General features: G+C 59.4%; 19 protein-coding genes and 1 pseudogene. 10 read left to right on the top strand and 10 right to left on the bottom strand.

From position 1 onward, the window contains the following. Positions 1–18 precede the first annotated feature (18 nt). The 6 genes from aroB to pilM all read right to left on the bottom strand — a co-directional run bounded on the left by aroB (position 19) and on the right by pilM (position 5575). Positions 19–1104: a 3-dehydroquinate synthase gene (aroB, locus tag ACL2XF_RS22885; protein WP_413727591.1), complete on the bottom strand. Its 1086-nt coding sequence runs from the start codon at positions 1102–1104 to the stop codon at positions 19–21. A gap of 41 nt (positions 1105–1145) precedes the next feature. Then, entirely contained in the window at positions 1146–1667 is a 522-nt protein-coding gene (gene aroK, locus ACL2XF_RS22880) for a shikimate kinase AroK (protein WP_131866394.1), read from the bottom strand. A gap of 335 nt (positions 1668–2002) precedes the next feature. Beyond that, positions 2003–3247: a type IV pilus secretin PilQ gene (gene pilQ, locus ACL2XF_RS22875; RefSeq protein ID WP_413721574.1), complete on the bottom strand. Its 1245-nt coding sequence runs from the start codon at positions 3245–3247 to the stop codon at positions 2003–2005. A gap of 15 nt (positions 3248–3262) precedes the next feature. Continuing rightward, positions 3263–4198: a hypothetical protein gene (locus tag ACL2XF_RS22870; RefSeq protein ID WP_413721575.1), complete on the bottom strand. Its 936-nt coding sequence runs from the start codon at positions 4196–4198 to the stop codon at positions 3263–3265. Continuing rightward, positions 4185–4739, bottom strand: a complete 555-nt coding sequence (locus ACL2XF_RS22865; RefSeq protein ID WP_413721576.1) for a PilN domain-containing protein — start codon at positions 4737–4739, stop codon at positions 4185–4187. The genes ACL2XF_RS22870 and ACL2XF_RS22865 overlap by 14 nt, the downstream gene beginning before the upstream one ends. Beyond that, positions 4739–5575, bottom strand: a complete 837-nt coding sequence (gene pilM, locus ACL2XF_RS22860; protein WP_413721577.1) for a pilus assembly protein PilM — start codon at positions 5573–5575, stop codon at positions 4739–4741. The genes ACL2XF_RS22865 and pilM overlap by 1 nt, the downstream gene beginning before the upstream one ends. 129 nt (positions 5576–5704) lie before the next feature. On the opposite strand from pilM, the pseudogene mrcA reads away from it, so the two are divergent. After that, positions 5705–8267 (top strand): annotated as a pseudogene (gene mrcA / locus ACL2XF_RS22855) (peptidoglycan glycosyltransferase/peptidoglycan DD-transpeptidase MrcA). A 714-nt stretch (positions 8268–8981) separates the two neighbouring features. Here mrcA and nudE read toward each other — a convergent pair. Then, entirely contained in the window at positions 8982–9533 is a 552-nt protein-coding gene (gene nudE, locus ACL2XF_RS22850) for an ADP compounds hydrolase NudE (protein ID WP_410013231.1), read from the bottom strand. A gap of 421 nt (positions 9534–9954) precedes the next feature. Here nudE and ACL2XF_RS22845 point away from each other — a divergent pair, with 421 nt between their 5' ends. From ACL2XF_RS22845 to pckA, 4 genes are all read left to right on the top strand, one after another. Further along, a complete protein-coding gene (locus tag ACL2XF_RS22845; protein WP_410013230.1) occupies positions 9955–12090 on the top strand; it encodes an IgaA/UmoB family intracellular growth attenuator in 2136 nt (711 codons plus the stop codon). Positions 12091–12266: 176 nt separating this feature from the next. Then, complete coding sequence (gene hslR, locus ACL2XF_RS22840) at positions 12267–12689, top strand: ribosome-associated heat shock protein Hsp15 (protein ID WP_410013229.1); 423 nt, start codon at positions 12267–12269, stop codon at positions 12687–12689. A 29-nt stretch (positions 12690–12718) separates the two neighbouring features. Next, positions 12719–13597 (top strand): Hsp33 family molecular chaperone HslO, encoded by an 879-nt coding sequence (hslO, locus tag ACL2XF_RS22835; protein WP_410013228.1) that lies wholly within the window; start codon positions 12719–12721, stop codon positions 13595–13597. Positions 13598–13789: 192 nt separating this feature from the next. After that, positions 13790–15409 (top strand): phosphoenolpyruvate carboxykinase (ATP), encoded by a 1620-nt coding sequence (gene pckA / locus ACL2XF_RS22830; protein ID WP_413727590.1) that lies wholly within the window; start codon positions 13790–13792, stop codon positions 15407–15409. Positions 15410–15758: 349 nt separating this feature from the next. Here the strand turns inward: pckA and envZ are convergent, their stop codons facing one another. From envZ to greB, 3 genes are all read right to left on the bottom strand, one after another. Next, positions 15759–17126 carry a two-component system sensor histidine kinase EnvZ gene (envZ, locus tag ACL2XF_RS22825; RefSeq protein ID WP_410013226.1) on the bottom strand — a complete coding sequence of 456 codons (1368 nt, stop codon included), beginning with the start codon at positions 17124–17126 and terminating at the stop codon, positions 15759–15761. Then, on the bottom strand, positions 17123–17842 hold the full coding sequence (ompR, locus tag ACL2XF_RS22820) for a two-component system response regulator OmpR (protein WP_003853014.1): 720 nt from the start codon (positions 17840–17842) through the stop codon (positions 17123–17125). The genes envZ and ompR overlap by 4 nt, the downstream gene beginning before the upstream one ends. A gap of 293 nt (positions 17843–18135) precedes the next feature. Beyond that, positions 18136–18621: a transcription elongation factor GreB gene (greB, locus tag ACL2XF_RS22815; RefSeq protein WP_413727589.1), complete on the bottom strand. Its 486-nt coding sequence runs from the start codon at positions 18619–18621 to the stop codon at positions 18136–18138. Positions 18622–18858: 237 nt separating this feature from the next. Here greB and ACL2XF_RS22810 point away from each other — a divergent pair, with 237 nt between their 5' ends. From ACL2XF_RS22810 to ACL2XF_RS22790, 5 genes are all read left to right on the top strand, one after another. Beyond that, complete coding sequence (locus ACL2XF_RS22810) at positions 18859–21183, top strand: Tex family protein (protein ID WP_410016709.1); 2325 nt, start codon at positions 18859–18861, stop codon at positions 21181–21183. Between the two features lie 396 nt (positions 21184–21579). After that, positions 21580–21804, top strand: a complete 225-nt coding sequence (gene feoA, locus ACL2XF_RS22805) for a ferrous iron transporter A (protein WP_410013224.1) — start codon at positions 21580–21582, stop codon at positions 21802–21804. An 84-nt stretch (positions 21805–21888) separates the two neighbouring features. Then, entirely contained in the window at positions 21889–24195 is a 2307-nt protein-coding gene (gene feoB / locus ACL2XF_RS22800; protein WP_413727588.1) for a Fe(2+) transporter permease subunit FeoB, read from the top strand. Positions 24196–24207: 12 nt separating this feature from the next. Next, positions 24208–24456 (top strand): FeoC-like transcriptional regulator, encoded by a 249-nt coding sequence (locus tag ACL2XF_RS22795; protein WP_410013222.1) that lies wholly within the window; start codon positions 24208–24210, stop codon positions 24454–24456. A gap of 283 nt (positions 24457–24739) precedes the next feature. After that, on the top strand, positions 24740–26425 hold the full coding sequence (locus ACL2XF_RS22790) for an alpha-amylase family glycosyl hydrolase (RefSeq protein WP_413728849.1): 1686 nt from the start codon (positions 24740–24742) through the stop codon (positions 26423–26425). The last annotated feature ends 4 nt before the right edge of the window (positions 26426–26429 follow it).

Below are 26429 nucleotides of genomic sequence, written 5' to 3'. Positions count from 1 at the left end.
AAGGGGAACGGCCCTGACTCAAGCCTGGCAATCGGCGATTGATGCCAATACGATATCATTTGCTACACCGGTACGCACTTCCGCCTGGCCTATTGAGCGCGGCAGCACTAACCGTAATTGACCGGAAACCACTTTTTTATCCCGCATCATATGGGGCAGGTAATCCGCCGGGGCCATTTCTTTCGGTCCGGCCACCGGCAAGCCCGCGCGCGTCAACAACGCCTGCACGCGATCAATCTCATCCATACTGAACTGCCCTAAACGACGGGCGGTATGCGCCGCCATCATGATGCCCGCCGACACGGCCTCGCCGTGCAGCCAGACGCCGTAGCCCATATGGGTTTCGATGGCATGCCCATAAGTATGGCCTAAATTGAGCAAAGCCCGCTGACCATTTTCACGTTCATCCGCGGCGACCACCGCCGCTTTCAGTTCGCAGCAGCGCCGCAGGCAATAGGACAACGCGTCGGGCTCAAGCGCCAGCACGTCGTCAAGATGATTTTCCAGCCAGCCAAAAAAAGCCTCGTCCAGAATGATGCCGTATTTGATGACTTCGGCCAGTCCTGAGGACAATTCGCGCGCCGGCAGGGTTTTAAGGCAGTCGAGATCGATAACTACGGATGCCGGCTGGTAAAACGCGCCGATCATGTTCTTACCGAGAGGGTGGTTAACCGCCGTTTTACCGCCCACCGATGAATCGACCTGGGAAAGCAGCGTAGTGGGAACCTGGATAAAGCGCACGCCGCGCTGATAACTGGCGGCGGCAAAGCCGGTCAGATCGCCGATGACGCCGCCGCCAAGCGCAATAAGCGTGGTATCGCGGCCATGGGGTTTTTTCAGCAGCGCGGTGAAAACCTGATCCAATACGGCCAGGGATTTGTATTGCTCGCCGTCGGGCAGAATGACCTGGTCGACGATGACCCCGGCGCTTTCCAGCACCGTGCGGACAGAGTGCAGGTAAAGCGGCGCCAGCGTTTCGTTGGTCACCACCATCACGTGATCGCCGCTTTTAAGCGGCATGAAAGAAGCCGGGTCGTTGAATAACCCGGCCGCTATCGTAATCGGGTAGCTGCGCTCCCCTAATGTTACCGTAATCCTCTCCATGGGGTGCTTAAGACCTTTTCGGCATCTCGTTACACACTAAATCAGTTGCTTTCCAGCATATTGATAATCTGGTTGGCGACAACTTTAGCACTTTGTTCGTCGGTACGGATGGTGACATCCGCAATTTCTTCATACAAAGGGTTGCGTTCCCGGGCCAGCGCTTCCAGTACTTCACGCGGCGGGGCTTCAACCTGTAGCAAGGGTCGTTTTTTATCACGCTGGGTTCTGGCCAGCTGTTTTTCAATGGTGGTCTCAAGATAAACGACCACACCACGGGCAGAAAGGCGGTTACGTGTTTCACGTGACTTTACTGAACCACCACCTGTAGCCAATACGATCCCTTGTTTCTCGGTAAGTTCGTTAATGACTTTTTCTTCACGATCGCGGAAGCCGTCTTCGCCTTCCACGTCGAATACCCAGCCTACATCAGCTCCGGTGCGTCGCTCAATCTCTTGATCAGAATCGAAAAACTCCATATTAAGTTGTTGAGCCAACTGACGCCCAATAGTGCTTTTGCCGGCACCCATAGGCCCAACCAGAAAGATATTGCGTTTCTCTGCCATGTTTTTCGGTATTACTAAGATTATTCGTTAATGACAACCCGCCCCGCCAATCAAATCAGCGGCGGGACCTAAACTGAAACCTCATGAGCGATAGTGCGAGAATCAGACGAAAAATTATCTCAACACTCGGGGTAGTTTGGCAACCGATTAAATCGATGCTCACACCGCAAGGAGGAATTCCGATATCTCTATCGTAATTACAGGTGACGCAAAAACAGCGATGCTCAATGGGTTACCCTTGTAAGCGAAATTGTGCACAGCGTCAAATCGAACGCGAAAAAAACGCATAATTTGTTGCTAAAACCGCAATTTTGCCCAAATTGAGGCAATCAAGTTTACCCCGTTATGCGGGTCGGCGTAATAAAAATAACCAGTTCACGCTGTTTATAGTGCGCACGCTGGCGTTTGAACAGCTGGCCGAGCAGCGGAATCTCCGCCAAAAGCGGTACCCTATCATGGGTTTGATGTTTTTGATGTTGAAAAATACCTCCTAAAACAATGGTTTCGCCGTCAGCAATGGTCACCTGGGTCTTGATTTCCTCCATATCGATGGAAACACTCTCATTTTCCCCTTGTTTGATTACCCGCCCCGGCACGTTCTGGCTCAGGCGCAAATTGAGGGTTACTTTGCCGTTGCGCAGTATTTTAGGGGTGACTTCCATGCTCAGTACCGCCTCTTTGAACTGAATGGCCGGTGATTTATTTTTACCGTTCGCCACCTGGTAGGGAATCTCGGTGCCCTGCTTGATGCTGGCGGTTTGCTGATGCGCGGTATAGAGGCGGGGGCTGGCCAGGATATCCACTTTGTTTTCCTGCTCCAGCGCGGTCAGTTCCAGTTCAAGCAGCCGGCCGCTGAGGCGCGCCAGGCGAAACCCCATGCTGGCGTAATGCTCACTCAGGGGCAGATCGACCCCCAGGCGCGTGGCGCAAGGCGATGTGCCGCCGCCTTGCTGCCACTTTACCCCGATTTCCCGCAGGTTATCCCGGCTGATGGTAACGATATGGGCGGTGATCATCACTTGCTCCAGCGGCAGATCCCAGATTTTTATCCAGCCGGTAAGCGCAGACAATGCCGCGTCGGTATCGCGCAGCACCAGGGAATTAGTGCGTTTATCCAGCATCACGCTGCCACGCGGGGACATCAGGGCGCCGCGCATCGAGCCGATGCTTTTCGCCACCTCGCCGGCATCGGCGTGCTCCAGCGTCACCAACTGGTTGCGCAAAGGAGTTTCACCCGGCGGCCCGTCCGCCTCGCCCCGCCGCGCGGGGAACACCATCAGCGCGTCATCCTGGCGCTCCAGGCGCAGGCGGCCGGTGCGCGCGATCAGATCCACCGCCTGTAGCCAGGACACATTGTGCAGATTAAGGCTGATATTGCCTTTGATGTCCGGGGCAATAACCAGATTCAGGCGCTGATGTTCCGCCAGGGCGCGCAGCACCTGCGGTATCGGCGCGTCGTCAAATACCAGCGTCACCGGTTTGCCGTCGCCGCCCGCCGTCCGTCCGGCCAGCGCGACGTCCCGCCATCCAACCGTCAGCAAACACAAGATCAACCCCACCATCCGCGCGTGTCCTTTCATTGTGCCTCGTCCTTTTTATCGGGTGATTCCATTATGATCTTGCTGATCTTCCTGATCTTTCCTGCCCGCCGGGCGCGTTGGTTCGCACCGGCGCCAGCGCCCCTGATCGTCAACGGTCCAGAATAACCAGCGCTCTCCCGCGCCCACCTTCCCTTTTATCCGATCGATCCGGCCGTCCGCGGCAGGCCGACCGGCGTGACCCGGCTGAACGTGCGGCGCCGGTTGAAAAGGATCGCGCTCCTGCGGCCGTTCATCGTCCGTTGCCTCTCTCCTCTCCTGGTCCTCCGCCGCCAAACCCGGGCTGGACGCCGTCTCCCGGTAATCTACCGCCGTGGCCCCGTCGTTACCGGCCTCCTCGTCATCGTCCCCCGCCTCCTCCGGCGCCTTTTCCCGCCGCCCGTTTTTCGTTTCCGTCCCGGGCATGGCAGACAGGATAAGCTCTGCCTCCAGCAACCCGCCCCGGCGCCTGACGGTAAGGGTTTCCAGGGGGAGTGCCCCCCGCAGGTCGCAGAGATGGCGCAGCATGCGCCGCAGTTGCGCATAGTCCGTGGTTACCACCAGTTGCCAGCGTTCGAAAACGTGCTGCCGGTCGCCGGCGGCGCCAAGCGCCCGCCAGGTGAGGTTCTTCCCCCGGCCCGGAGGGATAACGGCGGCCAAGGCGGCCGGATCCCCGCGCATTTTTTCGCCGGCGTCGACGGGGCGGCGTAAGCGCAGGATATCGGCTTCCAGGCGTTCCGGAGCGGGTAAGCCGGCCTGCGCCCGTTCCTGCCCAGCCACCACGGTTTTGCAATGGCCGATATCCTGGCGCAGCAACTCCGCCGCGTCCTGTCCAGGGCGCACGACCAGCAAAATACCCAGCGCGACGTAAACGCCCACGATGATCTGCGCCAGGGCCAGCGCGCGCCAGGGGCGCTCCATCCAGCGGCCGAACCCGCCCTCAGCGTCCGGCATCGTCCGCCGCCCCGGCGGGCCACGCCGCCTGTAACTCAAAGCTGAAGCGGCCGTTTTCCTGTTGTTCGATTCGTCGCCAGCGTATGGAAGCGAACCGAGGATGCCGGGAAAGCAGGCGGTCCGCCGTGCGGATATGCACATAGCGCTCGCTGCAGCCGCTTATATGTACTTCTGTGCCGCACAGCCGCAGCCGGGTTAACCACAATCCCGGCGGCAGCAGGCCCGGCAGTTGATCCCACAGCTGCCGGTAGCGCTGGTTGCCGGCGTTGGCCCGGCGCTGGCCGCGCAGCTTGTTTTCCAGCTTTTGCCGCCGTTCCAGCAGACGCTCCATCCGCTGCCGCTGCCCGCGGATTTGTTTTTCGCGCTGTTGCCACTGTGAGAGCAGTGCGCCAAGCTCGGCGAGCTGTTCATGGCCGCGCCGCGCCTGCAGGCCCAGCAGACCGGAGGCCAGCAGCAGTTCGACCGCCAGCGCCAGGGACACGATTCTTGCGCGCCGCCGCCGGCGTTGGCGCCGCCACGGCAGCAGGTTGACCTGATACATTATTCATCGCCGCGGCGCACGGCCAGCCCGCCCGCGATGGCGAATGCCGCCGGCCACGCCGGTAGCGGGGGATGCGCCTGCCACAGGGCGGAAAATGGCGACCATTGCAGGGCATCCGTCTGCGGCGGGCAGATGGCGTCGCTGCTGATATAGACCGGCTCACCCCTGCCGCAGGCATCAGGATAGCGCTGGTGGATGAGTCCGCGCGCCGCCGGCAGCGCCGCGGCCTCGCCGGTGGCGATAACGCCGAATTCCAGGGGACGCGCCAGCGGCGAGACCCAGTGCCATCCCGTGCGCGCAGCGTGGATCAGCAGCCGGTCCCGCGCCAGGCCCGCGGCGCTTGCCATGCAGCGCAGGGCGCTGGGCGCGATATCCAGCACGTGCGGAGCCAGACCGGCGCGCTCCAGACAGGATAGCCACCGCGCCACGGCCTCCTGGCGGGCTGCGGTCACCAGCAGCGTGCCGGGCGCCTGCGGATCGTCACGGTAATCGAGCAGCAGCTTTTCACGGCCGGCGGGGAAATGGCGGCGGGCCTGCGCGGTGATATACCACTCCCGTTCCGGCTCGCCGAGGCGATGGTCCGGCGCGGCCATGCGCCGGTGCAGAAACTCGGTTGACGGCAAACAAACTCGTAACGAAATGCGTCCGGGCAGTTGCCTGCGCCACACCGCCAACAGTTGCTCCAGGGCGGCGGACGGCGTGCCCTCAGCCCCCTCCGGCATGGGCTGCTGCCACCAATGGCGAAGCTGCCAGCCCTGGCGCCGCCGCTGCACCGCCAGCGCCCGCGCGGTGCCGTTTTCAAACGCCAATCCCACTTGCCAGGTGCAAAATTCCATGTTTGCCGAGCTCCTTCTCATTCGTTATCGTCCGTCATTAAAAGTACGTATCCAACGTGCTGGCTTACCTTTATACTAGCGCGCGGTTGTTTATAAACTGCCCAAATGACATGAAATGGGAAATCTCAGGTGAAGTTCGTAAAATATTTTTTAATCTTTGCAGTGTGTTGCATTCTGTTGGGAGCCGCCTCGATATTTGGCATGTACAAATATATCGAGCCGCAGTTGCCTGACGTCGCCACCCTGAAAGACATTCGGCTGCAGACCCCGATGCAGGTCTATAGCGCGGACGGTGAGCTGATAGCGCAGTTTGGGGAAAAACGCCGTATCCCCCTGAAGCTGCAGCAAATACCGCCGGAACTGGTCCACGCGTTCGTGGCCACGGAAGACAGCCGCTTCTATGAGCACCATGGGGTTGACCCGGTGGGCATCATGCGCGCCGCCTCCATCGCGCTGATGTCCGGCCATGCGTCCCAGGGCGCCAGCACCATCACGCAGCAGCTGGCGCGCAATTTCTTCCTCAGCCCGGAACGGACGTTGATTCGCAAAATCAAAGAAGCTTTCCTGGCCATCCGTATCGAGCAGCTGCTGACGAAAGATGAAATCATCGAGCTGTATCTCAACAAGATTTATCTGGGTTACCGCGCCTATGGCGTCGGCGCGGCGGCGCAGGTGTATTTTGGCAAGAATGTCGACCAGCTGACCCTGAGCGAGATGGCGGTCATTGCCGGCCTGCCGAAAGCGCCCTCGACCTTCAATCCGCTTTATTCCCACGATCGGGCGCTGGCGCGGCGTAATTTCGTGCTGTCGCGCATGCTGGATGAAAACTTCATTACGCGCGAACAGTTCGAACAGGCCCGCAACAGCGATCTGGTGGCGAATTATCACGTGCCGCAAATGGCGTTTTCGGCGCCTTATGTCTCTGAAATGGTGCGTCAGGACATGATGAAACGCTACGGGGAAAATGCCTATACCGATGGTTATAAGGTCTATACCACCATCACCAAAAAACTACAGCTGGCGGCGCAGGACGCCGTGCGCAACAACGTGCTCGATTACGATATCCGCCACGGCTACCGCGGACCGAGCAACGTGCTGTGGAAGGTGGGTGAAATGGCCTGGGACCAGAAGCATATCGTCGATACTTTAAAAACGCTGCCGGTTTACGGACCGCTGTTCCCGGCGGTGGTAACGCAGGCCGACGCCGAACAGGCCACCGCCGTAATGGCGGACGGCAGCAGCGTCGCCCTGCCGATGGCAGGGGTGCGTTGGGCGCGAGCGTTTAAAACCGATACGCTGCAAGGCCCTCTGCCGCGCAAGGTCTCGGACGTCGTCAAGCCGGGCGAGCAAATTTGGGTGCGCAAGGTCGGCGATATCTGGTGGCTGGCGCAGGTGCCCGACGTCAACTCGGCGCTGGTGTCCCTCAATCCGCAGGACGGCGCGGTCAAGGCGTTGGTGGGAGGGTTCGATTTCAACCAGAGCAAATTCAACCGCGTCACCCAATCGCTGCGGCAGGTCGGGTCGAATATCAAGCCGTTCCTGTATACCGCCGCCATGGATAAAGGGCTGACCCTGGCCACCATCCTTAACGACGTGCCGATTTCCCGTTGGGACGCCGGCGCCGGCGCCGACTGGCGGCCGAAAAACTCGCCTCCGACCTATGACGGCCCCATCCGCCTGCGCCAGGGGCTGGGGCAATCGAAAAACGTGATGATGGTGCGCGCCATGCGCGCCATGGGCGTGGATTACGCCGCGGAATACCTGCTGCGCTTTGGTTTTCCCGCGCAGAATATCGTGCATACCGAATCGCTGGCGCTAGGCTCGGCGTCGTTTACTCCGCTGCAGATGGTGCGCGGGTACTCGGTGCTCTCCAACGGCGGTTATCTGGTCGACCCCTACCTGATTACCCGCATCGAGGACGAAGCCGGCCATGTTCTGTTTGCAGCCAAGCCCAAAGTGGTCTGCGACACCTGCAACCTGCCGGTAATCTACGGCGACACCAACAAATCCGCCGTCCTGTCCGATGACAGCATGGAAAACGTCGCCGTGTCGCGCCAACCCGATAATAACGCCGCCGTGCCGATGCCTCGGCTGGAAACCGTTTCCCCGGCGCAACAGGCCGCTGACGGCAGCCAGCTTTATGCGCCGCACGTCATCAGTACGCCGCTGGCGTTCCTGATCCACGACGCGCTTAACAGCAACATCTTTGGCGAACCCGGCTGGATGGGCACCGGCTGGCGCGCGGGCAAGGACTTGAAGCGCCATGATATCGGCGGCAAGACCGGTACCACCAACGATTCCAAGGATGCCTGGTTCTCAGGCTACGGCCCGCAAACCGTCACCACCGTATGGATTGGCTTCGACGATCATCGCCGCAACCTGGGCCGGGCCACGGCGTCCGGCGCCATCAGCGATCAGATTTCCGGCGGCGAAGGCGGTGCCAAAAGCGCCCAGCCGGCCTGGGATGATTTTATGAAGGTCGCGCTGGAAGGAATACCGGAGCAAAAAGTCACGCCCCCGCCGGGCATTGTCACCGTCAGCATCGATAAGAGCAGCGGCAAACTCTCCGACGGCGGCGGCAACAGTCGCGAGGAATACTTTATCGACGGTACGCAGACCGAGGGACCGGGTGGTGCACGAGGTGGGTACCGTGGTGACGGATAACGGCGGCGAATCGCACGAACTGTTCTAATGCGGCGGCCTGCCACTGCAGGCCCGCCAACACCGCACTCAAAGCAGACGTGTTAAGGGAGAGCGTGCCAATGGGGTCGAATCGGGCGTGGTTTTCCCGCCCGACCGAGCGCCTCATGGCACGGCAGGCCCGCCAACACCGCGCCCAAAGCAGACGTGTTAAGGGAGAGCGTGCCAATGGGGTCGAATCGGGCGTAGTTTTCCCGCCCGACCGAGCGCCCCATGGCGCGGTATGCCCGCCAACACCGCACTCAAAGCAGACGTGTTAAGGGAGAGCGTGCCAATGGGGTCGAATCGGGCGTGGTTTTCCCGCCCGACCGAGCGCCCCATGGCGCGGTATGCCCGCCAACACCGCACTCAAAGCAGACGTGTTAAGGGAGAGCGTGCCAATGGGGTCGAATCGGGCGTGGTTTTCCCGCCCGACCGAGCGCCCCATGGCGCGTATGCCCGCCAACACCGCACTCAAAGCAGACGTGTTAAGGGAGAGCGTGCCAATGGGGTCGAATCGGGCGTGGTTTTCCCGCCCGACCGAGCGCCCCATGGCACGGCAGGGCCGCCAACACCGCGCCCAAAGCAGACGTGTTAAGGGAGAGCGTACCAATAGGGTCGAATCGGGCGTGGTTTTCCCGCCCGACCGAGCGCCCCATGGCGCGGTATGCCCGCCAACACCGCACTCAAAGCAGGCATCCAAAGGGATAACCGGACTCCGGTTGTTTTATTTCCGCACCAGCCACGCATGGGCCAGAAACAGCGCGCTGACGTTACGCGCCTCGCGAAAATCCGGCTCATTAAGCAACTCCATCATGCGATCGATGGGCCAGCGCACCTGCGGCAACGGTTCGGGCTCATCGCCCTCGCGCTGCTGCGCATACAGATCCCGCGCCACCACGATATTCATTTTGCTGGAAAAATAGGACGGCGCCATGGTCAGCTTGGTTAAAATATCCATGCGCCGCGCGCCGAAACCCACCTCTTCCATCAGTTCCCGGTTCGCCGCTTCCAGGATCTCCTCGCCGGGATCAATCAGCCCCTTGGGAAACCCCAGCTCATAATCCTCAATGCCCACCGCATACTCACGGATCAACACCAGATGATCATCGATTATCGGTACGATCATCACCGCCTCCCGATCGGACGGCTGCATCCTTTCATAAATCCGCCGCGCCCCATTGCTGAACTCGAGGTCGACGGTTTCTACATTAAACAATCGGGAGCGCGCCACGGTTTCAACTTTATGAATTTTTGGTTTTTGCAGATGCTTATCCATAATGGTCCCGAGCAGACAAAATACATATCACAGCATAACCGCCTATGCGCGCAAACAACAGGATCAGGGCATCCGCGTTAAATCCCCCGCCCGCCAGCGGCGCCGTTTCCGCGCCGGCTAACCCAATCTTTACCTGCCATTCCGCCAACGCGAGGCCGGGTAAAACGGATGCAATTAGTTATAGCATGGCAAGTAAAAGAAAAGAATTGGGATTAAAATAGGAAAATACCGATATGTCGCTAAAGAATGGATTGCTACCCTGAGATTAGCGTTGATAGTTGTCACGTTTTTTTCCCGCGCGGCTGTCAATCAAACAATCGAGTGTTCGTTTCTCTATGACGAGCGTGGCGTCACGCCGCTTGCCGGATGCGTATCATATTATCGATGTATCGTCGTTTTTTCGTGTTTCGATGGGGATGGCATGAGCACAATAGTCATTGTATTGGCCTTACTGTTGACCTGTGCGATCGCGTTATCCGCTTACCGGGCCTACCGCCGGCGCCACATCCCCGCGCCGATAAAGCGCATGCCGTCGCTGCAACCCTTGCCCCGCAAACTGGCCCCGCAGGAACGCGAGGCCATCGAACACTATTTCCAGCTGAATAAACACCTCCAGTATAGCTTGCCCCTGGCCTCGCCCCCCGCGCCGGTGGCGGAGACCCTGGCGTTAACCCCGCAAAGCGAGAATATCTATGCGGTCACCCATGCCATCACCCGTTATGGCTTGGCCACCGACGCGCCCCATAAGTGGCGTTATTTCCTCGACAGTACCGAAGTGCACCTCCCCCCGCTCTGGGAACAGTATATTGCCGACGAAAATCATGTCGAACTGATAAAAACCGCCGGGATCCCCCTGGTGATTGCGCTCAACGGCCACTCGCTGGTGGATTACATGTCCGCCGACCCGCAAGCGCCCAGCCCGCCGCAGTTAGTACCGAACTCGTCCATGCGCGAGCAGGAAACCGAGCAGGTCGAATTGCTTAACATCCGCAAGGAAACCCCCGAGGAATATGCGCTCAGCCGGCCAAAGGGCATCTATGAGGCCGCCTTGCTGAGCGTGGCGCTATTATTGCTGTTTGTCAGCCTGCTGGCGCCGGTGCTGGCCGTGCCATGGCTGGTGGCCGTCGCAGGCGTGCTGATGGGCTGGGGCGGCTGGCGGCTGTTGCGCCGGCCGGCCGAGAGCGCGCTGCGGGATGTGCACTGCCTGCGCGGCACGCCCAAGCGCTGGGGCCTGTTCGGGGAATCTGACCAAAGCCGCATCAGCACCATCTCGTTCGGCATTATCGACCTGAACTACCCGCCCCACTGGCTGCCTTTTATCGGCCATGATATGGGCAAAAAGACCGATGTCGATATCTACGTCAACCGCCAGGTGGTGCGCCAGGGGAAATATCTGTCCCTGCACGACGAAATGAGGCATTTCCCGCTCCAGCGCTTTGGCGGCAACCTGGTATTGCTGTGCAGCTCGGCCCTAATCCTGTGCCTGCTGCTGATCTACGTGCCGCTGACCTTGCCGCTGACGCTGAGCACCGCCTGGTTAAAAGGCGCGCAGAATATCCAGGCGGTGGATGTCAATACGCTGGCGCAGGCGCAGCTGCGCATCGGCGATACGCTGCACGCCCAGGGCTCAGGCATGTGCTATATCAATACCGCCCTACCCGCGGATGCCCGGGAACCGTTTGTCCCTTTCGACTGTTCCAGCATTTATTGGAATAACGCCGAACCGCTGCCTTTGCCGGAGTCCGACACGGTGGATAAGGCGGTATTATTGCTCAATACCGTCAATACCCAACTGCACCCCCAGTTGGATAACGATCCCAAGATCAATCCAGGCCTGGCGACCGCCATCCAGAAATCGGGCATGATACTGCTGGATGATTTTGCGGACATCGTGCTGAAAACGCAGGACCTTTGCCATGACGACAGCGCCTGCGGCCGGCTGAAAACCGCGCTGGTCAACCTGGCCAACGGCCGGGATTGGCCTTCGCTTGTGAAGCGGGCGCGCAACGGCACGCTCAAAGGCGTCAACGTCCTGCTGCGCCCGGTCAGCGCGGAAACGCTGCAAAACCTGGTGACCAGCGCCACCTCGTCCATTTTCACCGGAGAGACCCGCCAGGCGACCAATGCCCTTAACAGTCCCCCACCGGGCGGATTCCTGATCCACAGCGACGAGGGAAAATTACTGGTGGATCATCCATTGCCGGCCAGTTCCTTATATGATTACACCGGGCTGGCGCAATGGCATGAACTGCAGCGCCTCTCCGCCATGCTGCTGCACACGCCGTTCCGCGCCCAGGGCGTCATTACCAATATCACCGTCGACGCCAACGGCACCCGCCATATTTCGCTGCACAGCGAACCCGATGTCATCACCGTCTGGCGCTACCTTGGCACCAGCGTACTGCTTTTCCTGTTGATTATCATCGCATTGGTCAACGCCGTACTGCTGATCCGCCGCCTGGGCAAAAGCCGGCATCGCGCCCAGGATATTCAGCGTTATTATGAAAGCTGTTTTAATACCCACCTGCCCACCGTGGCATTAAAAACGCTGCGTTAACCCGCGGCGCCCCGGTTTGCCCGGCGCGTCATGCGCACGGAATTTGCATGTCATCCGCCAACGACTGGTATAATACCCTAATGTATCCTGATACCGGCGGCACACCAGCGCGGCATCCACCCGGCGGACCGGGTACTGAAAAAGCGCCCGTTCCCGGCCAGCACACAGGAGGCACGATGAAAAACCAGGATAAGGACAAAGGCGGACAGGAAGAGGCCGTCCGCCTTGATAAATGGCTTTGGGCGGCACGATTTTACAAAACCCGCGCCATCGCCCGGGAAATGGTGGAAGGCGGCAAAGTCCATTACAACGGACAGCGCACCAAACCCGGCAAAATCATGGAGAGCGGCGCGGAGATCACCCTGCGCCAGGGTGATGACGAGCGCACCGTGGTGGCGCTTACCCTAACGGTACAGCGCCGGCCCGCCAGCGAAGCGCAACTGTTCTACCAGGAAACGGCGCAAAGCGTGGCCAAACGCGAAAAGCTGGCCGCCGCGCGCAAAATCAATGCCCAGAACGTGACCCACCCGGACCGGCGGCCGGATAAAAAAGAGCGCCGCAACCTGATTAAATTTAAATATGGCGAGTCGGGGGAATAAGCCCGCCGCCACCGGCAAGAGAGAGGATTATGGCCATTCACGACCAGCTACACCGTTATTTATTTGAAGATTATGCCGTGCGCGGTGAACTGGTTTCATTGCATGATACCTACCGGCAGGTCCTGGGCCAGCATGATTACCCGCCCAGCGTCAAAAACCTGCTGGGGGAAATGCTGGTGGTCACCAGCCTGCTGACCGCTACGCTGAAATTCAGCGGCGAGATTACCGTGCAACTGCAGGGCGACGGGCCGCTGCGCCTGGTGGTCATTAACGGCGATCACCAGCAGAATATGCGCGGCGTGGCGCGCATCGACGGCGACATCGCCGAAAACAGCACGCTCAGACAAATGGTCGGCAACGGCTACCTGGTCATTACGCTCACCCCGGATGAGGGCGAGCGTTACCAGGGCGTGGTGGGCCTGGAAGGAGAACACCTGGCCGATTGCCTGGAAAACTACTTCCTGCAGTCTGAACAGCTGCTGACCCGCCTGTTTATCCGTACCGGCGAAGCCAACGGCCAGGTCGCGGCCGCCGGTATGCTGCTACAGGTGCTGCCCGCGCGCGATGCCAGCCACGACGACTTTGACCGCCTGGCGCAGTTGACCGCCACAGTCAAGGCGGAAGAGCTGTTCACCCTGCCGGCCGATGACGTGTTATATCGCCTCTATCATCAGGATAAGGTATCGCTTTACCCCGCCCAGGACGTCCGTTTTCTTTGCACCTGCTCCCGGCAGCGTTGTGCTGACGCGCTGCTGACGCTGCCGGAGCATGAGCTTGATGAAATGCTCGATCAGGACGAAACCATCGACATGCATTGTGATTTCTGCGGTAGTCATTATGTCTTTACCGCCGGGGATGTCGCGGCGATAAAGTCAGACCGCACGGGCCCTGAGACACAATTACACTGAGATAGGCGCCGGCGGGCACAGGACAGATAGACTTGCCTATGGTAGCGCATGCTGAAGCTTTATTTATGCGTCAGCTCCCAATACAGTGTAAAACTTGCTGACGTCGGTTATTTCATGACCTACCTCTCGGTGATCCACTGGGTAACCCTTACAATCGCTACAGGTAATAATTTAAAGCTAAGGAGTCGTCATATGGCAAGTCATGGTATCAACGCGCAAGACCTGGTCGGCTATGGCATTACTAACTGTAGCGAGGTGATTTACAACCCGGATTTTGCCTTATTGTTCCAGGAAGAAACCGCCGATTCACTGCAAGGATTTGAGCGCGGCACCGTCACCAGCACCGGCGCCGTGGCCGTCGATACCGGTATCTTTACCGGCCGCTCGCCGAAGGACAAATACCTGGTGCGCGACGACGTAACGCGCGATACCGTCTGGTGGTCGGATCAGGGTAAAGGCAACAACGACAATCATCCGCTCAGTCAGGAGACCTGGAGCCACCTGAAACAACTCGTCGGCAACCAGCTATCGGGCAAACGCCTGTTTATCGTGGATGCGTTTTGCGGCGCCAATGAAAACAGCCGGTTAAAGGTACGCTTTATCACCGAGGTGGCCTGGCAGGCGCACTTCGTCAAAAACATGTTTATCCGCCCCGATGAAGAGGAACTGCGGGACTTCAAACCTGATTTCGTGGTCATGAACGGGGCCAAATGCACCAATCCCGACTGGCAACAGCAGGGCATGCACTCGGAAAACTTTATCGCCTTTAACCTGACGGAGCGGATGCAGCTGATTGGCGGCACCTGGTACGGCGGCGAAATGAAAAAAGGCATGTTCTCGATCATGAACTACCTGCTGCCGTTAAAAGGCATCGCCTCGATGCACTGCTCGGCCAATGTCGGCGCCGCCGAAGATGTCGCCATTTTCTTTGGCCTGTCGGGCACCGGCAAAACCACGCTGTCCACCGATCCGCACCGCCGGCTTATCGGCGACGATGAGCACGGCTGGGACGACGACGGCGTCTTTAACTTCGAGGGCGGCTGCTACGCCAAGACCATCCATCTGTCGGAGGAAGCCGAGCCGGAAATTTTCCACGCCATCCGCCGCGACGCCCTGCTGGAAAACGTGGTTGTCCGGGCCGACGGCAGCGTGGACTTTGACGACGGCAGCAAAACCGAAAATACCCGCGTCTCATACCCTATCTACCATATCGAGAATATCGTCAAACCGGTATCGAAAGCGGGCCATGCGTCCAGGGTCATCTTCCTGACCGCCGACGCCTTCGGGGTACTGCCGCCGGTGGCCAGACTGACGGTGGAACAGGCGCAATATCACTTCCTGTCCGGCTTTACCGCCAAGCTTGCCGGCACCGAACGCGGCATCACCGCGCCGACCCCCACTTTCTCGGCCTGCTTCGGCGCGGCGTTCCTGTCGCTGCACCCGACCCAGTACGCGGAGGTACTGGCCAAACGCATGAACGCCGCCGGCGCCAAGGCCTATCTGGTGAATACCGGCTGGAACGGCACCGGTAAACGCATTTCCATCAAAAATACCCGCGCCATTATCGACGCGATCCTGAGCGGCGCTATCGACGATGCGGAAACCCTCACGCTACCGGTATTCAACCTGGCGGTGCCGATGACGCTGGCCGGCGTCGACAGCCAGATTCTCGACCCGCGCCATACCTACGCCGAACCCTGTCTGTGGCAGGAAAAGGCCGACGACCTGGCGAAACGGTTTATCACCAATTTTGATAAATACACCGACACGCCGGCAGGCAAGGCGCTGGTTAAAGCGGGACCGAAGCTTTAAGCACCCCGGCGCCGGGCTAAACCCCGGCGCGGTAAGCCCACTGGCACCGGACGTAAATCCGGCGTGTTAAAGGCAGAGCGTGCCAATGGGGTCGAAGCGGCCATGGTTTTCCTGGCCGCCAGAGCGCCCCATGGCATGCTAGGCCCGCCAACGCCGAACCTAAAGCAGACGTGTTCAAGGGAGAGCGTGCCGATGGGGTCGAAGCGGCCATGGTTTTCCTGGCCGCCAGAGCGCCCCATGGCGCGCTAAGCCCGCTGACACCGGGCTTAAATCCGGCGCTTGCCAGTCCACATCATGCCTCCGCGTAACGGAGGCTTTTTTTTGCCCCGCGGTCGTTGCCGCGGCGGGATTACGCCGTTTTCTTTACCGAGGTCACGACGGGAACGTCATGCGCATTCACAGGCAACGGCAGGTACGCGCGAATACGCAGGCCGCCGCGCTCGCTGCTGCCGATATCCAGCGTACCGTCGTGGGCGTCGACAATACGCTGCACAATAGCCAGCCCCAGCCCGGTGCCGCTGGTGCTGCGCGCGCTGTCCCCGCGCACGAAGGGCTGGAACAGATATTTCAGCTGCGAAGGTTCGATGCCCGGCCCATCGTCCTCCACCTCAAACCAAACCCGGTGCGCGTCCCGCCCGCTGTTCACGCGGATCCAGCCGTTACCGTAACGGGCTGCGTTAACCACCATATTCACCGCCGCCCGTTTAATCGACAGCGGATTCACGTTAACAATCAGCTCATCATCGAACAGCGCGGTTTCGATAATACGTTCATAACCGCTTTCAGCCGCCACCACTTCCGCCAGGATGCCGTTCAGATCCGCCATCTCGGTCTGCATCTCCTGCCCGGTACGCAGATAATCGATAAATTGCTCGATAATGGCGTTACACTCTTCAATATCCTTATTGATCGACTCGGCCAGATAGCCATCCTCGGCGTTCATCATCTCGGTGGCCAGGCGGATACGCGTCAACGGCGTGCGCAAATCGTGGCTGACGCCGGCCATCAGCAGGGTCCGATCGTCGGCCAGCATCTTGACGCCGGAGGTCATCTGGTTAAACGCCCGGGTGACCGAACGCACCTCCGAGGCGCCGTATTCCCGCAGCGGCGGCGGTATAATGCCTTTGCCCACCTGCAGCGCGGCGTGCTCCAGGTCCACCAGCGGACGGTTCTGCATCCGGATAAACAACCAGGCGCCGCCTATTGCCAGCAGCATAATGGCCAGGGTATAGCGGAATAAAGGCGAAAAATCGCCCTGATGGATTTCTGTTAACGGAATGCGCACCCAGATATCCGGCGACAGCCAGGTCTTCAGCCAGACCACCGGCGAATTCTTGGTGACCTCCACCCGCACATCGGTGGGGCCGCCGAGCTGCTGCGCCATCTGCTGGCTGAGGAACTCATAATGCTGCGCCCACCGCAGCCCGCTGTCCTCGGCCGCTGCATTGGTATAAAGGGAAATGCCCAACTCCCGGTAAATCTCGCGCCGGAACGCCGGCGGGACTTCAAGCAGCGTACCGTCCTCAAGCTGCAGACGGTCGGTCATCAGCATGCGCACTTCGTACGCCAGCACTTTATTGAACTGCTGCAGGCTGGGTAATATCGCGAAATTCAGTACCACAAGATAGGTCGTCACCAGGCTGACGAACAGCAGGGTAACGATTAACAACAGACTCCGTGCAAAAGAACTGCGCGGAGAGAAGCGCCATCGCCTCATGCTTTACTGCCGTCCGGCACGAATACGTATCCCAAACCCCAAACGGTCTGGATATAGCGCGGGTGGGCGGGGTCTTCCTCGACCATACGGCGCAGGCGGGAAATCTGCACGTCTATGGAGCGCTCCATGGCGCTGTACTCCCGGCCACGGGCCAGGTTCATCAGCTTATCGCGCGATAACGGCTCGCGGGGATGGCTTACCAGCGCCTTAAGTACCGCGAATTCGCCGCTGGTCAACGGCATGGGCTCATCCTCGCGGAACATCTCGCGGGTACCGAGATTCAGCTTGAATTTACCGAAGGCGATAATCGCCTCTTCCTGCGAAGGCGCGCCCGGCAGCTCATTGGCCTGGCGCCTGAGCACCGCGCGGATGCGCGCCAGTAGCTCGCGGGGATTAAAGGGCTTGGGAATATAGTCGTCAGCGCCGATTTCCAGACCGACGATCCGATCCACCTCTTCGCCTTTGGCCGTGACCATAATGATCGGCATCGGATTGCTCTGGCTGCGCAGCCGGCGGCAAATGGACAGGCCATCCTCGCCCGGCAGCATCAGGTCCAGCACCATCAGATGGAAGGACTCGCGCGTCAGCAGGCGATCCATCTGCTCGGCATTGGCGACGCTGCGCACCTGGAATCCCTGTTCGGTTAAATAACGCTCCAGCAGGGCCCTTAAACGCATATCATCGTCCACGACCAGAATCTTGTAATTCTCTTGCATTGTTCTCTCTCCCAAAGGCGATACGCCCGTAAGCGTATTGTTCAGAAACCTGTAAGGCACTGACAGCGGTTTCAGGTGTATATTCTAAGCAAAATTGTTACAAAGCATATGGAAATACGTAGTTATCCACATATTCGGCAAAAAAACGCGCTTTATGACGATCATCGCCGGTCTTTACCGGTATTTATCCACAAATGCCGGCATGACGATAATTAAACCGACCGGGTAGGATGATTGTTCACTTTACCCCTGGCAAAGTAAACCTTAGCGGCCTTATATTTCGCATATTTCATTTATTCTCCCAACGGTTCCTGATAAGAAATTTTATTCACATACCAGGTTTTTAAACCGGTGGGCGTGGCGACCACCGCTTCATCGTCCACCGCTTTTTTGATTAAAGCCCGCGCCATGGGGGAATCAATGGAAATATAAGATTTGTGCTTGAAGATTTCATCCGGCCCGGCAATGCGGAAGCGGAGCTGCTCACCCTGATCATTTTCCACCTCCACCCAGGCGCCGAAAAATACCCGGCCTTCCTGCTGCGGCGAATAATCCACGACCCGCGCTTCTTTTAGTACCCGGCGCAAATAGCGCACCCGGCGATCGATTTCACGCAGGATCTTTTTGTTGTAATGATAATCGGCGTTTTCGCTGCGATCGCCAAGACTGGCGGCCCAGGACACCTTTTCGGTAATTTCGGGACGATAGTGCTTCCAGAGGTGATCTAACTCTTCCTGGAGTTCCCGATAGCCCTGACGGGTAATTAGATTGGTTTTCATCGTGACCGTTTAGCAAATGTGAGAAGCCGTACCCGGGAAATATACCATAGACCGCCGCCTCGCGGCGCTGCGCCGGCGCCCATCCCCGCGCCCCGGCCGCGGCTTCTTGAACAATCGCGCAATTTTCGCCGCTTACCGCGCTCGCATCCATCAGATGACTGGCATTTTGGCGGCGCAATACGTATAACTGTCCACTGCATAAGTAACCCATAACGTGATGACGAACAAAACAGAATGATGAATGATCCTTTGAATCGCCTCATTGCCGCCGAGCTGAAGGCCCGCCCGGAGCAGGTCGACGCCGCTATCCGCCTGCTGGACGAAGGCAATACCGTGCCTTTTATCTCGCGCTATCGTAAAGAGGTCACCGGCGGCCTGGACGATACCCAGTTGCGCCAGCTGGAAACCCGCCTTGGTTACCTGCGCGAGCTTGAGGAACGGCGCCAGACAATTCTGAAAGCCATAGACGATCAGGGCAAGCTGACCGAACAGCTGGCGACGGCTATCAACGGCACGCTGAGCAAAACCGAACTCGAGGATCTCTACCTGCCCTACAAGCTCAAACGCCGCACGCGCGGGCAAATCGCCCTTGAGGCCGGCCTCGAACCCCTGGCCGAGACCCTATGGCGGGATGCCAGCCGGCAGCCGGAAGACGTGGCCGCGGCGTATGTCGACGCCGAAAAAGGCGTGGCCGATGTCAAGGCGGCGCTGGACGGCGCGCGTTATATCCTGATGGAGCGTTTTGCCGAAGACGCGGCGCTGCTGGCGAAAATCCGCCATTACCTATGGAAAAACGCCCATCTCGTGGCCAGCGTGATTGCCGGCAAAGAAGAGGAAGGCGCCAAGTTCCGCGATTATTTTGCCCATCACGAGCCGCTGGCGCAGGTGCCCTCCCACCGTGCCCTGGCTATGTTCCGCGGCCGTAACGAGGGTATTTTGCAACTTTCGCTGAATGCCGATCCGCATTCGGACGAGCCGCCGCGTGAAAGCCACTGCGAGCAGATGATTATCGATCACCTGCAGGTGCGCCTCAATCAGGCCCCGGGCGACGCCTGGCGCCGGGCGGTGATTAACTGGACCTGGCGCATCAAGATCCTGCTGCACCTGGAAACCGAACTGATGGGCAGCATCCGCGAAAAAGCCGAGGAAGAGGCCATCCAGGTCTTTGCCCGCAATATGCACGACCTGATGATGGCCGCGCCGGCGGGCCTGCGTCCGACCATGGGACTGGATCCGGGGCTGCGCACCGGCGTCAAGGTGGCGGTGGTGGACGCCACCGGCAAGCTGGTGGCCACCGATACCATCTATCCTCATACCGGCCAGACGGCAAAAGCCGTGGCGGCGGTGGCGGCCCTGTGCCTGAAGCATCAGGTGGAACTGGTGGCCATCGGCAACGGCACCGCGTCCCGGGAAACCGAACGCTTTTTCGCCCTGGTCAAGGAACAGTTCCCCAAGGTCACCGCGCAGAAGGTGATTGTCAGCGAGGCCGGGGCATCGGTCTATTCCGCCTCGGAGCTGGCGGCGCTGGAATTCCCCGACCTGGACGTCTCGCTGCGCGGCGCGGTGTCCATCGCCCGCCGGTTGCAGGATCCGCTGGCGGAACTGGTCAAGATCGACCCGAAATCCATCGGCGTCGGCCAGTATCAGCATGACGTCAGCCAAAGCCTGCTGGCGAAAAAGCTCGATACGGTGGTGGAGGACTGCGTGAACGCCGTCGGCGTGGATCTGAATACCGCCTCGGTGCCGCTGTTGACCCGGGTGGCGGGACTGACGCGCATGATGGCGCAGAATATCGTGAACTGGCGCGATGAAAACGGCCGTTTCCGCGATCGCAGCCAGTTGCTGAAAGTGGGCCGGCTCGGGCCGAAAGCCTTTGAACAATGCGCAGGGTTCCTGCGCATCAACCATGGCGACAATCCGCTGGACGCCTCCACCGTGCATCCGGAAAGCTATCCGGTGGTAGAGCGCATCCTCAAGGCCACCGAGCTTACCCTTGACAAGCTGCTGGGCAACGCGGGCGCGCTGCGCGGCATCGACCCGGTTCGCTTTACCGATGAGCGCGTCGGCCTGCCCACGGTGACCGATATTATCCGGGAACTGGAAAAACCGGGACGCGATCCGCGGCCGGAATTCAAGACCGCTACGTTCGCCGAGGGTGTGGAAACCCTGCAGGATTTAACCCTGGGCATGATACTGGAAGGCACCGTCACCAATGTCACCAACTTCGGCGCGTTCGTGGATATCGGCGTGCATCAGGACGGGTTGGTGCATATCTCCTCCCTGTCGGCGAGCTTTGTCGAGGACCCGCATAAAGTGGTCAAGGCCGGGGATATCGTCAAGGTGAAAGTGATGGACGTGGATTTGCCGCGCAAGCGTATCGCCCTGACCATGCGCCTGGACGAGCAGCCCGGCGAAACCTCAAGCCGTCGCGACGGCGGCGGCGATAAACGGCGCGACGCGCCTGCGCGTCCGGCGGCCAAACCCCGCCCCGGCAGCCCGTCCGCCGCCGGCAACAGCGTGCTAGGCGATGCACTGGCGGCCGCGCTCGGCAAAAAACGCTGAGGTCATCACTCTCCCCCCGGTGCCGCGCGCGAGTCAATGCCGGCGCTGATTACCGGCGTGCGGCGCAAAACATCGCGCCGCTATTAATGAAGCTCCGGTTTAACATTCTTATTTCATCACATCAACATTCATAACGTTAATCCCGCTTATAATAACGTGACCGCCAAAAAACACTCAACAAATATATTATATTAATAATGCATTAATATTATTTTGAAATAATAATTATTATTTCAATTAATGTATTCCTGCCTGCGCGAATCTATTTACGAATAAGTTTCATTTGCCAATGCGAGCCATTGATGTTAAAACAGGGAAATAAAATCAAAAAAAGCGTTTTTTATTGGGCGCAGGCTTTATTCAAAGAGCAGTACGTGAATTGTTTAAGAAGGTTATATGCAGCTGTTACCCCACCACCATTATGAAATTATCGGCTATGCCGCAGAGATAAGCCCAGCATACCGGCAAAAGCTATTGTCGCTGGGCATGCTGCCCGGCGCCTCTTTCCAGGTCATCCGCGTGGCGCCGCTGGGCGATCCGATCCAGATAGAGACACGCCGGATGCAGCTGGCGGTGCGCAGGAAGGATCTCTCCCAGCTGAAACTGGCCGTCCAGGCCTGACCCGGCCAGCCGTCCCCTGGTCCTGACGCCGAATGCGGTTCGCCCGATATAGGGATCATTTCTGTTTATGGATATTTACAGGCTATGAAAAAGCTCAGCATTGGTTTAATCGGTAATCCGAACGCCGGCAAAACTACGTTATTTAATCAATTAACCGGCGCGCACCAGCGGGTCGGCAATTGGGCCGGCGTCACGGTTGAACGTAAAGAGGGCTTTTTTGTCAGCGCTGGCCATCAGGTGGCGGTAATTGATTTACCGGGCACTTATTCATTAACCACCCTGTCGCCGCAATCCTCGCTTGACGAGCAAATAGCCTGTCGTTTTATATTCAGCGGGGAAGCCGACGTGCTGGTGAATGTGGTCGACGCCTCCAATCTTGAGCGCAACCTGTACCTGACCCTGCAGATCCTCGAGCTGGGCATTCCTTGCATCCTGGCGTTGAACATGCTGGATATCGCCGAAAATCAGCAGGTGGTCATTGATATCCCCATGCTGTCACGGCGGCTCGGTTGCCCGGTGGTGCCGCTGGTCTCCACCCGCGCCAGGGGCATCGGCGCGTTAAAACAGGCGATAACCCTGGGAGCGCGGCCGAGGGAACCGTTCCAGGCGCCCTATCCGGCGGATATCCTGCGGGCGGTGCGGCATTTACTGCCCATGCTGCCGGCCGAACTGCCCAGGGTCCAGCGCCGCTGGCTGGCGCTGCAACTGCTGGAGGGGGATGTTTACGCCCGCGCCCGCTTCAGCGCCGCGGCCGGTCAGCTAGACCGGATGACGGCCACCCTGGCGGACGATCCGTCGCTGCTGATCGCCGATGCCCGTTATCGCGGCATCGCCGCGATCTGCACGGCGGCCAGCAACGGCCATCTGACGGCGGCAAACGCCATGACCGCCAGGCTTGACGCCGTGGTGCTTAACCGCTGGCTCGGGGTGCCCATCTTCTTTTTTGTCATGTACCTGATGTTCCTGCTGGCCATCAATGTCGGCGGCGCGCTGCAACCGCTGTTTGACATCGGATCCGCCGCCCTGTTTGTCGACGGCGCCCAATGGCTCGGGCATACGCTGGCGTTTCCGCGCTGGCTGACGGTGTTCCTGGCCCAGGGCGTTGGCGGCGGCATTAATACGGTGCTGCCGCTGATTCCGCAAATCGGCATGATGTATCTGTTTCTCTCTTTCCTCGAGGATTCCGGCTACATGGCGCGCGCGGCGTTTGTCATGGACCGGATGATGCAAGCGCTCGGGCTGCCGGGCAAATCCTTCGTGCCGCTGATTGTCGGCTTCGGCTGCAACGTCCCCGCGGTGATGGGGGCGCGCACGCTGGATGCACACCGCGAACGCCTGATGACCATCATGATGGCGCCCTTTATGTCCTGCGGTGCCCGGCTGGCGATTTTCGCGGTGTTTGCCGCGGCGTTTTTCGGCCAGGAGGGGGCGACGGTGGTCTTTTCGCTCTATCTGCTCGGCATTGTCGTCGCGGTGCTGACCGGACTGATGCTCAAGCACACCATCATGCGTGGCGAGGCCATGCCGTTTATCATGGAGCTGCCGGTGTACCACGTGCCGCATCTCAAAAGCCTGCTGTTGCAAACCTGGCAAAAGCTCCAGGGATTTGTACTGCGCGCGGGCAAAGTGATTATCGTCGCCAGTATGTTTATCGGCGCGCTCAACAGTTTTTCGCTGCGCGGCGCGGCGGTGGATGATATTAACGACTCGGCGCTGGCGTCGGTCAGCAAAGTGCTGACGCCGCTGCTGGCGCCGATGGGCGTTCACGCGGATAACTGGCAGGCGACGGTGGGCCTGGTGACCGGCGCCATGGCCAAGGAAGTGGTGGTCGGCACGTTGAATACCCTATACACCGCCGAACATATCGCCGCCTCGCCCTTCGACCCGCAGCGTTTTGATCTGGCGGCGGAATTGACCGATGCGCTGGCCGAAACGTGGCGCAACCTGAAAGACACCTTCAGCCTCAGCGTGCTGGCCAATCCGATTGAGGCCAGCAAAGGCGACGGCGAGATGAACGGGCGCTCCATGGGCGTGATGGCCGGAAAATTCGGCAACGCCGTTGCCGCCTACAGTTACCTGATTTTTGTGCTGCTGTATGTTCCCTGCGTGTCGGTGATGGGCGCCATCGCCCGTGAAAGCAGCCGGGGCTGGATGACGCTGTCCATCGTCTGGGGCGTTAACGTCGCTTATTCCCTGGCCACCCTGTTTTACCAGGCGGCGACATTCACCGCGCACCCGGCCTATAGCGCCCTTTGTATTGGCGTGGTCCTGCTGTTCAACATGGTGTTTATCGCAACGCTTTACCTGATGCGCCGCCGATTTGACGTTTCCCTGCCGCCGGACGGAGGATGCGCGCGCTGCGCCACGCCAACCGGCGGCGGTTGTCATTAAGGCGCGCCGCCGATGGCCGATCTGTTGCGATTACGCGATGCCCTGGCGCTCCGGGGCCAGGCCGACGCTCGCCAGTTAAGCGCGCAGCTCAATCTGTCCGCCGCCATGACGCAGGCCATGCTTGAACAACTGGTGATGATGGGCAAGGCTGAACGCCTGCGCGTCGCGGCGGGAGCCGACCTGCCTGCCGGGTGCCGGCACTGTCCCCAGGGCGGCGGTTGCCGAACGCCGGTTTACCGGCTGACGCCACGGCGGGATTAACCTTCCCGGCGCCGCCCCTCCCCCCCCCCGCTCCGCGCCGCAGCGTATCGGACTGCTCCGCAAATGTGTTTCCCCCTCTCCGGCGGCGCACGGACCGCCAAGACCCTAACCCGCTGTTAATCGGGTTATTTATCGACCCGTCGCGGCCAATATCGCCGGCGGGGGCGTCATAAGAAGAAATAACAGGGTTTGCGCTTTTCTTGCGAATGGCTACATTGACAACATGGCGTCAACGCCACGGTCATGCTGTTTCAGGACGTCGTCACTTTTACAAGGTGCCATGATGGAAGCCATTACCCATTTACTTGAAGAGATTTACGCCTCATCCCTGACCCAGGCGCAGCTGGACACCATCAAGAGTAAAATCAGCTTTGCCAAATCGACGCAACAGCAGCCACGCAAATTACACTGGGATGAGCAGGACGTCGTGCTGATTACCTATGCCGATCAGTTTATGGAAGCGGAACAACCCACCCTGGCGACCCTGACCACCTTTTTTGAACAGCGGCTCCAGGACACGTTTAACCTGGTGCACCTGTTGCCGTTTTATCCCTATTCGTCGGACGACGGTTTTTCGGTCATCGACTACCATCAGGTCAATCCCATCGTCGGCAGTTGGCAGCATATCAGCCGGCTGAATCAATCCACCCGGCTGATGTTCGATTTCGTCTGCAATCATATTTCCGCGCACAGCAAATGGGTGGCGGGCTACCGGGAACAGCAGACGGGGTTTGAAAACTTTTTTATCAACGTGCCGCCCGCCACTGATTTAAGCACCGTGACCCGCCCGCGCACCTCGCCGCTGTTGACGCCCTTTACCATGAAGGAGGGGGAAACCCGCTATCTGTGGACCACCTTCAGCGCCGATCAGGTTGATCTTAACTTTGCCGATCCCCACGTGCTGATAAGCATTATCGGGGTCTTGCTGCATTACCTGACGCAGGGGGCGGATTACATCCGCCTCGACGCGGTGGGCTATCTGTGGAAGGAAATCGGCACGCGCTGCATCCACCTGCCCAAGACCCATCTGCTGGTCAAGCTGATGCGCGCCATCGTTGACGAAGTGGCGCCCGGCACGGTGATCATTACCGAAACCAACGTGCCGCATAAAGATAACATCAGCTATTTCGGCAATGGGCGGGACGAGGCGCAAATGGTCTATCAGTTCCCGCTGCCGCCCCTGGTGCTGCACGCCATCCATAACGGCAGCAGCCGCGCCCTGCGCCAGTGGGCGGCAACCCTTGACACCAGCAATCCCCACATCACCTTTTTCAATTTCCTCGCCTCCCACGACGGCATCGGCATGAACCCGCTGCGCGGCATCCTGCCTGAAGTGGAAATCAACAGCCTGGTGCGCGATCTGGAATCCGAGGGGGCGCTGGTGTCCTATAAACAAAATACCGACGGCACCACCAGTCCTTATGAAATCAACGTCACCTTTCTTGATGCCCTTAACCGGCGCCAGGACACCGACGATACGCGCCTGGCGCGTTTTTTGCTGGCGCACGCCATTCTGCTGGCGTTTCCCGGCGTACCGGCGGTGTATATCCAAAGCATCCTCGGCTCGCGCAATGATTACGAGGGGGTAAAGGCCGCCGGCTACAACCGCGCGGTGAACCGGGAAAAATATCCGCTGAAGGCTATCGAAGCGGCGCTCGCGGACGAAACCTCGCTGCGCTCGCGGGTATTTCATCATCTCAGCGATGTGATCCAACGGCGCCGCGGACAGCCGGCCTTTCATCCGGATGCCGCCATGGAGGTGCTGGAATGGGATAACGCGCTGTTTGCTTTTTACCGCCGCGCCGCCCGGCAGGCCATTTTGTGCGTTTTTAACCTCAGCGCCAAAACCATGACCTGCACTTTACCGCCGGGACGCTACCGGGACGTGGTAAATTATCGGTTATTGACGGGCGATACCCCGCTGAGCCTGGCGCCGTATCAATTCTTCTGGCTGGAAACCCTCGCCTGACTCC

The organism is Sodalis sp. RH19, assembly GCF_047324215.1.
Classification (GTDB): Bacteria; Pseudomonadota; Gammaproteobacteria; order Enterobacterales; family Enterobacteriaceae; genus Acerihabitans.
Note: the sequence above shows the minus strand (reverse complement) of the source record. Positions and strands in the feature narration are given on the sequence as shown.

What these genes read in the sequence shown, in the direction of transcription:
- feoB (WP_413727588.1), top strand. Translation starts at nt 21,889, where the DNA reads ATGAAAAAGCTCAGCATTGGTTTAATCGGTAATCCGAACGCCGGCAAA.
- pilQ (WP_413721574.1), bottom strand. Translation starts at nt 3,247, where the DNA reads ATGAAAGGACACGCGCGGATGGTGGGGTTGATCTTGTGTTTGCTGACG.
- ACL2XF_RS22865 (WP_413721576.1), bottom strand. Translation starts at nt 4,739, where the DNA reads ATGTATCAGGTCAACCTGCTGCCGTGGCGGCGCCAACGCCGGCGGCGG.
- hslO (WP_410013228.1), top strand. Translation starts at nt 12,719, where the DNA reads ATGGCCATTCACGACCAGCTACACCGTTATTTATTTGAAGATTATGCC.
- pckA (WP_413727590.1), top strand. Translation starts at nt 13,790, where the DNA reads ATGGCAAGTCATGGTATCAACGCGCAAGACCTGGTCGGCTATGGCATT.
- ACL2XF_RS22870 (WP_413721575.1), bottom strand. Translation starts at nt 4,198, where the DNA reads ATGCCGGACGCTGAGGGCGGGTTCGGCCGCTGGATGGAGCGCCCCTGG.
- ACL2XF_RS22795 (WP_410013222.1), top strand. Translation starts at nt 24,208, where the DNA reads ATGGCCGATCTGTTGCGATTACGCGATGCCCTGGCGCTCCGGGGCCAG.
- nudE (WP_410013231.1), bottom strand. Translation starts at nt 9,533, where the DNA reads ATGGATAAGCATCTGCAAAAACCAAAAATTCATAAAGTTGAAACCGTG.
- ACL2XF_RS22810 (WP_410016709.1), top strand. Translation starts at nt 18,859, where the DNA reads ATGAATGATCCTTTGAATCGCCTCATTGCCGCCGAGCTGAAGGCCCGC.
- aroB (WP_413727591.1), bottom strand. Translation starts at nt 1,104, where the DNA reads ATGGAGAGGATTACGGTAACATTAGGGGAGCGCAGCTACCCGATTACG.
- envZ (WP_410013226.1), bottom strand. Translation starts at nt 17,126, where the DNA reads ATGAGGCGATGGCGCTTCTCTCCGCGCAGTTCTTTTGCACGGAGTCTG.
- ompR (WP_003853014.1), bottom strand. Translation starts at nt 17,842, where the DNA reads ATGCAAGAGAATTACAAGATTCTGGTCGTGGACGATGATATGCGTTTA.
- aroK (WP_131866394.1), bottom strand. Translation starts at nt 1,667, where the DNA reads ATGGCAGAGAAACGCAATATCTTTCTGGTTGGGCCTATGGGTGCCGGC.
- ACL2XF_RS22845 (WP_410013230.1), top strand. Translation starts at nt 9,955, where the DNA reads ATGAGCACAATAGTCATTGTATTGGCCTTACTGTTGACCTGTGCGATC.
- pilM (WP_413721577.1), bottom strand. Translation starts at nt 5,575, where the DNA reads ATGGAATTTTGCACCTGGCAAGTGGGATTGGCGTTTGAAAACGGCACC.
- greB (WP_413727589.1), bottom strand. Translation starts at nt 18,621, where the DNA reads ATGAAAACCAATCTAATTACCCGTCAGGGCTATCGGGAACTCCAGGAA.
- hslR (WP_410013229.1), top strand. Translation starts at nt 12,267, where the DNA reads ATGAAAAACCAGGATAAGGACAAAGGCGGACAGGAAGAGGCCGTCCGC.
- ACL2XF_RS22790 (WP_413728849.1), top strand. Translation starts at nt 24,740, where the DNA reads ATGGAAGCCATTACCCATTTACTTGAAGAGATTTACGCCTCATCCCTG.
- feoA (WP_410013224.1), top strand. Translation starts at nt 21,580, where the DNA reads ATGCAGCTGTTACCCCACCACCATTATGAAATTATCGGCTATGCCGCA.